We start from the raw sequence: 13,493 nt of genomic DNA on the forward strand, positions 1-13,493 counted from the left end.
ACCGTGACCGATCGCTGGGTCATACAGTTCTGCCATTGCCATTACGGGCCGTTTGCCGATGTCGCACGACAATACGCGGTGCTCTTTCGCGACACACCTTACAAGGTGCTCACGATCTACCTGACCGGTCAGGCGAACGAAGCGGTTGCTGCGCAGTCGGCATCCGACGAGGTGATCTTCCTCGACTTCCCGAGCCGTGCGGTGGCCGGTCTCAAGCTAACGCCCATCCGCAGCTTTCGGCGCATTGCGGCGAGCCGCGATGTCGCTTTGGTCATCGCCCACCGCACCAAGCCAATTCAGATCGCCTGCCTCGCGACTCGCCTGCCGGTCATCGGCGTCCACCATGCCTTTGGCGACTACCGCCGGGCGTCGCGCCGCTGGTTTGCCAACCTTTTCCGTCACCGACTGGCCCTGCTCGGCGTTTCCGATGCTGTCCGCGACGACATCCGTGGGCGCCTTGACTGGCCACCCGATAGAATCGAGACGCTGCACAACCGCATCGATGTCAACGCCGCTCACCAGGCCCTTGCTTCACGCAGCGAGGCACGCGATGCACTCGGCCTGCCTGCCGACGCGCCCGTCATCGGCAATGTCGGACGCCTGCATGCCGACAAGGACCAGGCGACGCTCATCGCTGCCTTTGCCCGCGCGCTACCGAAGTTGCCAGAGGGCACACTCCTCGCGATTGCCGGCAGCGGACCACTGGAAAACCAGTTGAGGCGCCAAGCTGCAGCGCTCGGCGTTGCCAACCGCGTCCGCCTGCTCGGCCAGATTCCGGGTGTAGCCCGCCTGTTCAGGGCGTTCGACCTGTTCGTCCTGAGCTCCGACCACGAGCCATTCGGCATGGTCCTCCTCGAAGCGATGATCGCAGAAGTCCCGATCCTGGCCACCAATTGTGGCGGCGCCCCGGAAGTAGTGGGTGAAGCGAACAGGCTCTTTCCCCTCGGGGACGTGGAGATGCTGGCAGGACGGATGATTGCCAGCCTGACCTTACCGACCGACACGGCCGATCATGACCGGCTGCGAGCCCGTTTTTCCGACCAAGCAGCCCGCCAGCGTTTCTTCACCCTGAAAATGACCGAAAACATATTGCAGGCATGAGCTCGGCCATCCAACCTCGAATCGCACTGGTCGCATTCAGTTCACTCGGTGACGGCCTGATTTATTTGATGATGGCGGAAAACCTCCGTCGCAATGGTTTTTCCGTCACCTACTTCGGCAATATCGGCTACCAACTGCGCAACTGGCTACCGCAATTCGAAATCCGTCCCTATCCTACAATTGAAGAGATGGACTCGGCGCTTGCCGACTATCATTTGGTGATCATGAGCCCTCCGCAGTTCCTTCGTGACTGCATGGATGAAGCGATGACCGAAGCCATGCGACGCAAGTGGCTACTCATCTGCCAGAAGACGCCCGACAACTGGCGTTTCGATCTTGGCGAATTGAAGCGCACTTCACTACCGCCGGAAATCTATACCCGCCTGAAGCCATTGCTGGATGCCGGCGGCTCCATGCGACGCCGGGAGTACACCACGGAAAGTGTCGTTGACATTACCCTGGAGTACCTGCGCGACGCGATGGGCTTGCAGGACCTGATCCGCAATGTCCCGCTGACCCCACCGCCTCATCTTGTGTTTCGCCGCCACTCGCGACGAATCATCATCAGCCCCGACTCCGCCTGGCCAGAAAAAAAGGACTGGCCCCCGAACGCCTTTCTCAAGCTTTGCCAAAAACTGGAAAAGCAGGGGCAACAACCAAAGCTCGTCGTCGCACCGGCAAATCACGAACATTGGCGCAATATGCCGGGAAACCGCTACGAGACGCCGATGTTCCTCGACATTGGTGAATTAGCTGCCTATATCTACGAATCTGCTGCAGTCATCGCCAACGACTCCGGGAACGGCCACCTTGCCTCCTTTCTCGGCCTACCTGTCGTCACGATCTATCGCAAGAAAAACCCAAACTTCCACTGGCGCCCTGACTGGGCGCCGGCCACGGTAGTCTGTCCGCGCCTGACCCTGCCCGGCCTCCACGGCGAGATATGGAAACCATTTGTCTTCGTGGACGACGTCCTCAAGGCGAGAGAGGCTCTATCATGATCGGCATCCGCAAGATACTCGTGCTCGATGGCATCGCCGGCATTCCCCTTGGCCTGGAGATCTGCGAAACACTTGGTGAACTGGGTGTTTCCGCAACCCATTTTGACTGCCTGCATGCGCCAAGCCGCGCGTTCTACCGAACGCACTCTGCCTACGCCAAGCTGCGCAACCGAGGCGATGATCGTGACAGTTTCTACTTTCTGCCGCGACTCAAAAGCAGAATGCTGGAACGCCTGATCGCTCAAGAACAGCCAAGCCACATTCTTGTCATCGGTTTTATCTACAAATTTTTCGACCCAGTTTTACTGCGACGCCTTGCCAAAGCAGCACATGCCGAACTGTTCCTCTATGACACAGACACTTGCAACCTCTATGATCGACGGCGCGAATTCATCTTCTTTGTCGAGAAAGAGTTGCCGGTATACGACCGAATCTTGTCATGCTCAGCCGTAACCACCAGGTTTTTTAGAGACACCTGCGGATTGGATGCCCTGTTCCTGCCGTTCGCAGCAAAACCCATTCACACCGTGAGCAAAGAGCAACCGATCGACGCGCTCTTTGTCGGCAGCGCCGATCTACGCCGGATATTCATGCTCGAAAGAGTCCGCGATCACGTCGTCGTTCGCGGCAACCGCTGGCAGCGTAATTTTCCGCTGATTTCGGCAGCGCTACGCCGGCGCATTGACGACCGCCCGGTGTGGGGCACAGAACTCCAGAATCTGCTAAAGCAAGCGAAGATAGTGCTCAACATTACGAGAAGCGACTTCTTTGGTGCGGAAACTGGCATCAACCTTCGCATTTTTGAGGCACTAGCCGCCGGCAGCTTCCTGCTCACCGATCACTGCGACGAACTTGGAGAGTTGTTCAGGATCGGCGAGGAGATCGAGACCTATAGGTCATCGAGCGAACTCGAAGAAAAAGTCCACTACTATCTTTCTCACCCTGAACAACGAAACAGGATCGCACAAGCCGGCTTGGAGGCATTCAAGACCCGCCACACCTGGACGACACGCATCCGGAACCAGTTGCTCCCTATACTTGCCGCGCCGCCTCATCCATGACACGCCCAAACTGGCTCAATCCGATTACGACAACCATTGTCGCAAGCCTTGTCTTGTCCCTGATTGCCTGGATCGGTAGCACGGTCAACCGCGATGGCATGCTTTACGCCACCGCAGCACATGCTTACCTCGATGGCGGATTTGCCGCAGCCAAGGCTCTTTTTTCCTGGCCCTTCCTGCCGGTATTGATGGCTTGGACATCAAAACTCAGCGGTATCGATCCGGAAAGCGCAGGCTACCTGCTAAATGCGCTATTCATGGCCGGCACCTGTGCGCTGATGGTCGCCTGCGTGCAGCGAGAGAAACCGGAGCTTGCCTGGATTACTTGCCTTGTTGTGCTCGCGCTGCCTGGACTGAACGAATACCGAAATGAGCTACTACGCGAATTTGGCTGCTGGTGCTTCATCATGCTTTCGTTCTGGCTCGCCCTCAAGTGGCACGAGCGCCCAACCTGGTTACTGGCCATCGCAGCGCAAGCGTCCCTGCTCATTGCAGCCTTGTTCAGACCGGAAGCTCTGACCCTTTACGCAGCGCTTACCGGTTGGCAACTGTTTGCCTCCGTCGATCAGCGCTGGCGCCGACTGATAGTTATCAGCCTGCTTCCCCTTACAGGAGGCCTAATTCTTGTCACGTTGTATTGGTCAGGCCATCTTGGCGACGGACGGCTTTCCGGCGAATTCAGCCGGCTGAGTACGGACCGCTTTGATGCAAAAGCAGACATCGTCGCCACCGCACTAATCGAATATGCCCGGGGCAATGCGAAGCAAGTGCTATTTTGGGGGTCTTTGGCACTGATTCCGATTAAGCTGATAGAAAAATTCGGCATCTTCCTCGCCCCGCTTTGTTTCTACTTCACTTTCCGAAAACACTATAACTTGGGCGCCCTTGGGCTGCTCTTCCTCTCAGCAATAGCTGTTTACCTGTTGGTTCTGGCGGTGTTCGTCACCGATCTTCAGTTTTTGGCGGGTAGATATGTTGGCCCCGTCCTCCTCTTCTCAACGCCGTTCATCGCGATAGCCGTTCACGACTGTGGAAATCGGTGGCCAAAACTTCAAAAGCCCGCTCTCGCAGCCGCGACTATCATGGTTCTGGCAAATGTCATTTCAACGGGGCCAGGAAAAGCTTACTTCGCGGAGGCTGCAACCTGGCTAGTCAACAATGCCCCTTCTACATCACGGGTGTACATAGACAGCCAACGAACGGTATATCACGCACACTGGCAGAATACCCCGAGCCTCCTGCGACCGAGAAATGATCTTGGCGCCATCACTGATGCCGCCAAAAGCGGCAATTTCGACCTGATGGTGCTTGAGCGCTCCCGTAAAGATGAGTCGATCACGGAACGGCTCAGGCAAGAATACCAGATGACAATTGTTGCCCGCTTCGGCACCCCTGGCAAAGACGAGGTGATCATTTTCCGGCACACTGGAAACAAATGACCCGGGCAGCAGCCGAGAAGGCAGATTTGGCGCCCCCTTCCTAACGACAGCTTACGATTAAGTAGCCCTCAGCGCGCGCAAACCCGTTTAATCGCTTTCCGACCCAAACGACGCTTCAACACGACTTTGAAGTCATAAAGCCAAAACGGTAGCCAGTACCAAGGCCGTATACGCTTGCCCAGAGCGTTAAGATAGATAGACAGAAACTCGGCTCGGCCATCAGCGTGAAGCTTATTGCAAATGCGCACAAGATCATCAAAGCGCTGCCCCAACTCAAGCGGCCCAGAGCAAATTCGGAGACGCCCGGTGTCGATTAGAGAGAACTTCAAAGTACTGCCGCTTTCTTGACGAATCAAGATATTGCCGGCAGAAAGATCCCTGAACAATATACCGGCGCCATGCATGCGCAACAGAAAGGCTGAAAGCTGCTGGTAAGCATCTGTCGCCGCAAGACCAGCGAAATGTGTCTTGCCTGAGGCAAACGCACCAATCATTTCACGAGCCGTCCATTCCGCGGGCACATACTCGCAGACATAATAATTCTGCCGCCCCCCGATATCATTCTCGCGCTCAAACCAAGCAATCGGCGCCGCTGCATTGACTCCACGACGCAGCAGTTCACTGGTTCCATTCCAGCTACGCAAGGCTTTCGATGGTTTGAAACGATCTAGCAGGCGCTTGTGCAGGGGAATTCGTACGGGTTGTTTGACAACCAGCTTGCGGCCCGGCATCCGGGGGTCATCAATCGTCCAGATCGCGTTACGGGCAAACCGCAAGCTTGTCTGCTTGGCCGGAGGTATCAAGCGTTCAGGATGAATTGCCTGCCAGAGCGACGCCGCTTCCTCGGCATCTGTTGCACGAACAATGCCGCGCCAGCCATCCGCACGGAAGAAATGATGCTGCCCGGGGGCATGCTGATGAATGGCAACATCTGCCAGCAGACTGCCTTCCGGCTTCACGTTGACGGAACGCGCTTCGGGCCAACAGATATAGCACGGTGATTCGCTCGCCAGTGTTGGCGCTGACACAAATCGCTCTCCGTCGCGATCAAAAAAGGCTGCGCAGGACAAATCATCTGGCGCATACAGATCGACCAGTGCAGCAGTTCGCCCGTTTACGGTCCAAACCACATGCAACAAGCCATTCGCGGTGGAAAAGGCATGAATCTCCAGGCCAATCCCGCTATGCGCACGCCCTTGATAACGGCTTCCCGGCAGGAACCGCTGCGCCGCTGCCAAGGCGGCGAAGGCAGGCCGTACCCGCAGTTCTCCAAGCCCCCCCTCGACGTCAGTGTAATGCGTGATGCGCTCGAGTTTTGGATACGGACGAGAACCATCGTCGATCAAACCTTCACGATGGCAGATCAGCGGCCCCCACCAAGCCCCTTCCAGAGCACCAGAAGCGGCACAAAGGACCAGATACCGAGTCAGATAGTCAGCCTGCTTCTGCTCGCTATCGGGCAACATTCTCTCGATTCGCGGCAAAGTCCAGAAAGCCGCAGGTGAAAACAGACGGGGCACACCATGATCGGCACCAAGTCGCTGTAGAAGACGTGCCTTCTTGATCAGATTGAAGCGATGCAAGCCGGCCAGTCTACGCCCCAGTATCTTGGGATCGAAACGCTCCGGCTCGGTCGCCCGCTCGGCAAAAAGGTTATCGGTATGGACATCGGGCAACTGCCGACGACGCTGCAGAAACGAAAGTACGCCAACTGTCCAGAGTGGCTCGAAATCGGTAATGCTAGGCCCTGCCAACACCAGGTCGCGCGCACGAACCTCCCGCCAGGCAATCTCCCAGGCCGCAGCGAAGCCGGATAGGGAATAGCCAGCCCATCGACGACGGTTGATCGTCGAGCCCACCTCGACCATCCGTACCCGGCCACCAAAACGGTCAAGTACATCAGCCACGAAAGCACGCCACAAATCGGCAACCGCTGCCGCCGGCATCTGCTTAGCCTGTTCGGTCGACTGCAACAAGTGGAGGACGACACGGAAATCGGCATCAAGCAGACGACACAGCAAGCGCTCGGGCGGTTGGCCGACATCGCCTGGCGACAAATCGATGCGCACATCGCGGATGCCCGCTACACGCAATTTTTCGATGATCCAGTCGTCAACCGCGGGATCCTTGGCAGCAGCGACGCCGAGCCCGATGAATCCATCAGGCACGAGGTGTCCAGATGGTGGCAGATGACCGTTACGATAAAAGAAACGCCCTGAGACAAGGGCCGCCAGAGATGCGGCAACAAAGCGCGTAGTCACGACCACCGCCTCAGGACAATCCTGGTATCCACCCAGGCAGCTTCAGCAGGCAGATCAAGCATGCGCTGCATGTTCCGTTCGCGCAGGTAGCGATTGAGTCTCCAAGGATAGAAGCGAATATCGGAGAAGTCGATCAGGCCAAGTTGATCATCCTCACCGACGATGATGTTGCCCAAGTGCAGGGAGCGAAAATAAACACCATGATCGTGCAAATGGACAATCAGACGACTGAAAGATTCGCGCAACCTCTGTTCGCGCTCTGGTGGCAAGCCCTTAGCCACAAGTTCGCGCAGGGTATGCCCCGGCAACGGCCGGTAATGGACCGCATCACGTTGAATTGCTGGAATGCGCCAGATATCGAGTATCTCGGGAACGGGAATCCCGAACGCAGCCAATTTGCGCGCATTGCGTTCGAAACGCGTAGCGTAGGGATAAATCAAGGCCGAACTTAATAGACGCTTGCGCCGGAACAATTTGAGGATGGTTCCGTCGGTTAACATCAGCACCTTCGGGCCGTGCGGATCATCCTCGAGGACGGCAGCACCATCACACATCACACGATAGTCTGCTTGCGTCAGTTTCTTCAATTTGCCCATCAATCAAAATCACGAAAGGTGACGAGTTTACCGTGTTGTGAGGTCGTCGGGATGCCAGTGACGGCGTGATAAACTGCCAACTCAAAAAATCTCGCCTCAGCGCCACTCGCCGAACATGCCGAACGGCACCACCACGACCTCCTCGATCGGAATCTATTTCCGGCTTCTCTCCTACGTCAGACCTTTTGTCGGCTTATTCGCCATCAGCCTGCTCGGTTTCGTGATCTTCGGCGCCTCGCAGCCGATGCTCGCCGCCGTTCTGAAGTACTTCGTGGATGGTCTGTCTGCGACCACAGAGACTCAGCAAAACCTGCCGCTGCTTGGCAACATCGAACTGATGTACGGCGTTCCGTTGCTGATGGTACTGATCATCATCTTCCGCAGCATCGGCTCCTTCCTCGGCAATTACTATCTCGCCCGCGTTTCGCTAGGCCTGATCCACGACCTGCGCGTCGGCCTGTTCAACAGTCTGCTGCAACTGCCCAACCGCTATTTCGACGAAAACAACTCCGGCCACCTGATCTCGCGCATCACCTACAACGTGACCATGGTCACCGGTGCGGCCACGGATGCAATCAAGGTGGTTGTCCGCGAAGGATTGACCGTCAGCTTCCTGTTCGGCTACCTGGTGTGGATGAATTGGAAACTGACCGCCGTGATGATCGCCATCCTGCCGTTGATCGGCGTCATGGTCAGTCACGCCAGCCGCAAGTTCCGCAAGCAGAGCAAGAAGATACAAAGCTCGATGGGAGAACTGACGCATATCGCATCGGAAACCATACAAGGCTACCGGGCGGTACGCAGCTTCGGCGGAGAGCCTTACGAGGCACAACGTTTCAGCAGAGCGAGTGCGGACAATACGGCAAAGCAGCTACGCATGGTCAAGACCGGCGCGACTTTCACCCCAGCGCTGCAACTGGTAACTTTCTCAGCCATGGCGGTCGTGTTGTTCCTCGTTCTCTTCATGCGCGGGGATGCCACGGCCGGCGACCTGGTTGCCTACATCAGCGCCGCCGGTATGCTGCCCAAACCGATCCGCCAGTTGTCCGAAGTCAGCTCGACGATCCAGAAGGGACTGGCCGGCGCCGAGAGTATTTTTGCCCAGCTTGACGAACCGGGCGAAGAAAACCTCGGCACTGTCGAACGCGAGCGGGTCAGCGGCCGACTCGATGTGCGCGGTCTGAGCTTCAGCTATCCGGGCAGCGAACGGCCGGTGCTCGAGGACATCGAGTTTACCGCCGAGCCGGGGCAGATGATCGCGCTGGTCGGTCGCTCGGGGAGCGGCAAATCGACGCTGGCCAACCTGATCCCGCGCTTCTACCGGCACCGGACCGGCGAAATCCTGCTCGACGGCGTACCGGTCGAGAATTACACACTGCGCAACCTGCGTCGCCACATCGCACTGGTCTCGCAACAGACCTCACTGTTCAACGACAGCGTTGCCAACAACATTGCCTACGGCGACCTCGCCGGCTGCCCTCGCGAGCAGGTCGTCGCTGCGGCCCAGGCGGCTTGCGCCGACGAATTCATCCGTGCCCTGCCGGATGGCTACGATACGCTGGTCGGCGAGAACGGCGTCCTGCTTTCCGGTGGCCAGCGCCAGCGCCTGGCAATCGCACGCGCCATTCTCAAAGATGCGCCGCTGCTGATCCTTGACGAAGCCACCTCGGCGCTCGATACCGAATCCGAGCGTCACATTCAGACGGCACTGGAAAGCGCCACGCAAAACCGAACGACGCTGGTGATCGCCCATCGTCTATCCACCATCGAACGCGCCGACCTGATCCTGGTCATGGAGCAGGGGCGCATCGTCGAACGCGGCAACCACGCCGAACTACTGCTTCAGAACGGCCATTACGCCCGTCTGCACGCACTGCAATTCGGCGAAAACGCCTGACGCAGAAACCCGGATTCAGACGCCGGGCAGACGTTCGTCGAGCCAGCGGTGGAGCGTCGAATCGGCCGGCCAGTTGCGCAGGAAGCGGGCCCGGTCGCGCCGCCAGGCACGGCGGAAGGCCGCCGCGTTGCGATGTTCGACGGTCGCGTCAAGATCGATCAGGAACAGCCGCCCGGCGTGCCACAGCAAGTTGGTCGCCTTGAGATCGCCGTGCGTGATGCGCACGCGATGCAGCACCGCAAACAAGGATTCGATCGCCGTCGCAAGCGGCGGCGGTGGTTCCTGGGCCGCATCGAGAACATGCAGCAGGTTGTCGCCCGGGCACCAGCCAGTGAGCAGAAAAGCCCGTCCGCGCAAGGGGCCAAACCGCTCTTCCAGCATCGCCAGCGGCGGTGGCGTGGCGATACCGTAAAAAGCAAGCCGATGCGCGGCCAGCCAGGAATGCCAGGCACGGCTCGGACGCCAGGCGCGCGACAGCGCATGGCGCCAGTGCTTGAGGTTGTAGCGCTTGATCACCAGCGGCGCGCGCCCCGTCTCGAGCGCAGCGACGGTACAGGTGCCACCGTCCTTGAGCAGACGACCGGCGGCAAGCGCCGCATCGGGATTGGTCAGCAAGGGTGCCAGCACATCATCGGCGGCACGCAAGTAGGTGGAAAAACGCCGCGCCGTACGGTCGACCGCAAACTGCGTGCAGTTGCGTAGCGTCTTGCCCAGAAAACGGCGCAAACGGCGCTGCCGGGAGGCCGTCACCGCCGCATCGAGCAACTCGGGATCGACCGGTCGGGCGTAAGCGGCGAGCAGGGCCGCACGCTGCGCGTCATCGGCAAGGGGCAGTTGCGAGAGGAAGAGCGCCAGGTTATCGACGCACTGACCAGGCGACGCGGCATGCACACCGTCCCCATCGATCAGCCACGGTGTCTCGCCGTGGAAAAGGAAGTTGCCGAGGTGCAGGTCATCATGCACCAGCCCGGCGCCGTGCAGGCGGCCGAGCAGGGCAAGCGACTCGACAAGGTGCCGGGTGTTTTCGTGAGTAGCCTCGAGCGCCTGCTCCAGCGTTATCGCACCATCCAGATATTCACTCAGCAACAGCACGGCGCCGTGCTGCTCAACCACCGTGAGTACGCCAGGCGTAGGCAGACCGGCGGCGCTCAGCGCTGCCAGACCGGCCTGCTCGCGCTGCGCATAGCGCGCTGCGCCAGCACCGAAGAACAGTTTGGCGAACACCGGCCGCCCCTGCCATTCTGCGACGCCGGACAGGCGCCGGCCGGGCAACCAGCGCAATACCGCGCGGAAATCGACCCGCCCGCCGTCGACCAGCGTCAGCGATGGCGGCGCCGGAGCGTTCCAGCCTGCGCCGCGCAGCGCGGCAAGCGGATCGTCGCTGGCGGCCGTCATTCGCGCCCCACGAAAAAGGCGAGGATTTTGCGGATTTTTCGCTTGTCTACTGCAGTCAGCCGTGTGCGGCCTGCGTAATCGAGATAGAAGCGCAACCGCTGGGTACGACTGAGCTGATATTTTGCAACTTTGTCGAGACAGGCAAGATCCTTGACGATCCGGTACTCCAGAAAAGGCTGCATCCAGAAAGCGCCGTTCGGACAGTCGATCAGATAGACCTGCGGCGACTCGCCACCGGTGACCAGCAGGTTGCGCCACTTGAGATCGTTATGCGCGAAGCCGTGCGCGTGCATGACGCGCGCGCAGGCGGCGACCTGCACCGATACGGCGGCGATCCAGCTGCGGTCACGCAGGCGGGCGTCAGCGGTTTTTGCCAGTTGCGCAAGGTCGACCGTATCGCGCAGTTCCTCGGTCACCAGGGCCGCACGGACGAAACGTCCGGCACGCCGCTCCTGCCCCCAGGCGACCAGCGTCGGCGTCGGCAGACCCCAGGCGTGGAAACGCTGCAGATTGCGCCATTCCTTGACCGCCCGCTGCGGCCCGAAGAGGTCGCGCAGGCCGAACCAGCGCCGCGCCAGCTTGCGCCGGCCGATGGTGTAGCGCTTGACGTAGTAGAGGATGCCGTCGAGGCGCAGACGGATCACCTCGGATTCGGGATCGACCGTCACCCGCTCGCCCTGCAGCGCGAACACCGCGTCGAGCGAGGCAAAAGCGCGACCGGCCTCGCCTGTCGCGTAGTCGGGATTGACCTGCCAGTCGATCATGCACCGTCTCCGGCCGGCTGATATTTCCGGCGGTATTTCGCAAGCAAGCGCTCACCCTCGGCATTGAGGTGAGCGATCAACGCCTGCTCGTCGCGCAGCACCTCACGTAACGGTCGACCGAAATAATCGCGCAAAAAGCGCAGCCGGTCGCGTTGCGTCAGGCCGATTTCCAGCGCCGAGAAGTAGAGCCCGGCGAGGTCCTTGTCGCGCCAGCGGCGCGGCGTCTGCCCCCGGATCTGGGCGCGGTGCAGGTCGATCACCGAGAGCTTGAGCGCGGCGGCGGTCGGCGCCGGGTCGAGGTGGAGCAGGAAGTGGCAGAGGTAGCAATCGCGGTGATTGACCCCACCGCGGTGCATGGCGCCGACCATCGCGGCGACGCGGCGGATCAGCGCGCGCTTGAGCGCCGGGGCTGGCGGCTGCGTCGGCCAGTCACGGCAGAAATCTTCCAGGCTGACGGTCGGCGCCAGTTCCTCGGTGACGATGAAGGAGTGCTCGCGCGCCGGGTTGGCGCCGCGGCGGCCGTAGACAACGGCGCACATGGTGTCGACGCCGAGTTCCTCCAGGCGGCGGATCGCCCGCCATTCGTTGCCGGCACCGAGCACCGGCAGACGCAGCGAGACGAGGTTCTTGACGATCTCGCCCCAGCCGACGCCGCGATGGATCTTGACGAAATAGCCGCGTCCTTCGACTTCCGTGCGGAAGGTGCGACGCCCGTCGAGTTCCCGGAAAATCTCGCCTTCCAGGCGGTCGACCGCGGCAAACGCATCCTGCCCGGCCCACAGGCGATCGAAGGGCGGCGCCAGCCTCAGTTCGTCGCGCACGGCCGCTCCTTGAGGATGATCCCGGCAGCGCGCTCGGCGTTGCTGTAGATGTCGGCGTGCTCGGCCCAGGCCAGCGCGTTGCGCTGCCAGGCGGCGCGTTGTTCACGGTCGACCAGGATTTTTTGCAAAAAACCGTCCATCGTCGCCTGCGCGAAGGGTTCCGGGATCACCCGGCCAGCCGCCGCCTCGTCGATGTAATGGGCGTAGCCGCAAACCGCCGAGCAGAGCACCGGCAAGCCGGCGACCAGCGCTTCGAGCAAGACCGTGCCGGTGTTCTCGTTGTAGGCCGGATGGACCAGCAGGTCGGCGCCGAGCAAAAAGCGCGGGATGTCGTCGCGGCCGGCCAGGATGTCGACCTGCCCGGCCAGCCCGAGGCCAGCCGCCATGCGCTGAAACTGGCTCGGCTCGTCCTGGCCGATGGCGATCAGCCGGGTGCGTCCACGCAAATCGGCCGGCAGGTGCGCCAGCGCCTGCAGCGAGCGGTCCAGGCCCTTGGTCTTGAAGCCGGAGCCGATCTGCAGCAACAACAGGTCGTCGTCGCCGAGACCGAATTCGGCGCGGAAGGCGGCGCGGATCGCCGGCGCCTCGGGCGGCGCCCGGCGGTCGCGGGCGATGCCCGGCGGCAGCAGGTGGAAACGCGACTTCGGCGTGGCGTAGTGCTTTTCGAAAAAGGGTTGCTGCACCTGCGAGATCATCAGGATTTCGGTGCGGCTGTCCGCCGCGAACACCGCCCGCTCATACGCCGCGAAATGCCGGTAGCGGCCGGACAGGCGGTAGAGCGGGTTGCGCAGCGTCTGCGCCTTCTCTTCGTAGCAGGGATCGGCGGCGAAATAGACGTCGAGCCCGGGCATCTTGTTGAAGCCGACGACGCGCTGCGCCGGTCGCTGCGCCAGGTCGCGCGCCACCCAGGCAGAAAACTTCGCGTAGCGGCGGGCGTTGGTCAGCGCCCGCACCGGCACCGTGACCACTTCGAACCCGGCCGGCACCTCGCCCTGCCAGGATAGCGTGTAGACCCGGATGGCGTGGCCGCGCGCCTGGCAGGCCAGGGCGATGCGCATGAAATCGCGCTGCAGGCCGCCGAAGGGGAAGTATTTGTAGAGGCAGAAAGCCAGTTGCATGAGCCGCGAAACACCAGGGGTCGCCAGCCGGCCAGTATC

Annotated in this window: 11 protein-coding genes; 5 read left to right on the plus strand and 6 right to left on the minus strand. The window is 60.6% G+C overall.

Going from position 1 to position 13,493, the window contains the following annotated elements; translation table 11 throughout:
- Positions 1 to 3: 3 nt before the first annotated feature.
- The 4 genes from DFR40_RS07460 to DFR40_RS07475 are packed head-to-tail and all read left to right on the plus strand — an operon-like array spanning position 4 to position 4,602.
- Complete coding sequence (locus DFR40_RS07460; RefSeq protein ID WP_121457849.1) at positions 4 to 1,101, plus strand: glycosyltransferase; 1,098 nt, start codon at positions 4 to 6, stop codon at positions 1,099 to 1,101.
- A complete protein-coding gene (locus tag DFR40_RS07465) occupies positions 1,098 to 2,102 on the plus strand; it encodes a glycosyltransferase family 9 protein (RefSeq protein ID WP_121457850.1) in 1,005 nt (334 codons plus the stop codon). Before DFR40_RS07460 ends, DFR40_RS07465 begins: the two co-directional genes overlap by 4 nt.
- Positions 2,099 to 3,163, plus strand: coding sequence for a CgeB family protein (locus tag DFR40_RS07470; protein WP_121457851.1), 1,065 nt, complete (start codon positions 2,099 to 2,101; stop codon positions 3,161 to 3,163). The genes DFR40_RS07465 and DFR40_RS07470 overlap by 4 nt, the downstream gene beginning before the upstream one ends.
- Entirely contained in the window at positions 3,160 to 4,602 is a 1,443-nt protein-coding gene (locus tag DFR40_RS07475; RefSeq protein WP_121457852.1) for a hypothetical protein, read from the plus strand. The genes DFR40_RS07470 and DFR40_RS07475 overlap by 4 nt, the downstream gene beginning before the upstream one ends.
- A 68-nt stretch (positions 4,603 to 4,670) precedes the next feature.
- On the opposite strand, the gene DFR40_RS07480 is transcribed toward DFR40_RS07475, so the two are convergent.
- Positions 4,671 to 6,863: a lipopolysaccharide kinase InaA family protein gene (locus DFR40_RS07480; RefSeq protein ID WP_147431297.1), complete on the minus strand. Its 2,193-nt coding sequence runs from the start codon at positions 6,861 to 6,863 to the stop codon at positions 4,671 to 4,673.
- Positions 6,860 to 7,459 (minus strand): BUD32 family EKC/KEOPS complex subunit, encoded by a 600-nt coding sequence (locus tag DFR40_RS07490; RefSeq protein WP_121457855.1) that lies wholly within the window; start codon positions 7,457 to 7,459, stop codon positions 6,860 to 6,862. The genes DFR40_RS07480 and DFR40_RS07490 overlap by 4 nt, the downstream gene beginning before the upstream one ends.
- 115 nt (positions 7,460 to 7,574) lie before the next feature.
- Between DFR40_RS07490 and msbA the strand changes: the two genes are divergently transcribed.
- Positions 7,575 to 9,356: a lipid A export permease/ATP-binding protein MsbA gene (gene msbA / locus DFR40_RS07495; RefSeq protein WP_121457856.1), complete on the plus strand. Its 1,782-nt coding sequence runs from the start codon at positions 7,575 to 7,577 to the stop codon at positions 9,354 to 9,356.
- 15 nt (positions 9,357 to 9,371) lie between these two features.
- Here msbA and DFR40_RS07500 read toward each other — a convergent pair whose 3' ends face one another.
- Genes DFR40_RS07500 through DFR40_RS07515 form a run of 4 tightly spaced genes read right to left on the minus strand, consistent with a single transcriptional unit; the run spans position 9,372 to position 13,454 of the window.
- The gene (locus tag DFR40_RS07500) at positions 9,372 to 10,751 is read right to left on the minus strand and encodes a lipopolysaccharide kinase InaA family protein (protein WP_121457857.1); all 1,380 of its coding nucleotides are present in this window, start codon (positions 10,749 to 10,751) and stop codon (positions 9,372 to 9,374) included.
- Entirely contained in the window at positions 10,748 to 11,515 is a 768-nt protein-coding gene (locus tag DFR40_RS07505) for a lipopolysaccharide kinase InaA family protein (RefSeq protein ID WP_121457858.1), read from the minus strand. The genes DFR40_RS07500 and DFR40_RS07505 overlap by 4 nt, the downstream gene beginning before the upstream one ends.
- Complete coding sequence (gene rfaP / locus DFR40_RS07510; protein WP_121457859.1) at positions 11,512 to 12,336, minus strand: lipopolysaccharide core heptose(I) kinase RfaP; 825 nt, start codon at positions 12,334 to 12,336, stop codon at positions 11,512 to 11,514. The genes DFR40_RS07505 and rfaP overlap by 4 nt, the downstream gene beginning before the upstream one ends.
- Complete coding sequence (locus DFR40_RS07515; RefSeq protein ID WP_121457860.1) at positions 12,321 to 13,454, minus strand: glycosyltransferase family 4 protein; 1,134 nt, start codon at positions 13,452 to 13,454, stop codon at positions 12,321 to 12,323. The genes rfaP and DFR40_RS07515 overlap by 16 nt, the downstream gene beginning before the upstream one ends.
- Positions 13,455 to 13,493: the final 39 nt, after the last annotated feature.

The sequence above is a fragment of the Azonexus fungiphilus genome (genome assembly GCF_003634965.1).
Taxonomy (GTDB): Bacteria; Pseudomonadota; Gammaproteobacteria; order Burkholderiales; family Rhodocyclaceae; genus Azonexus; species Azonexus fungiphilus.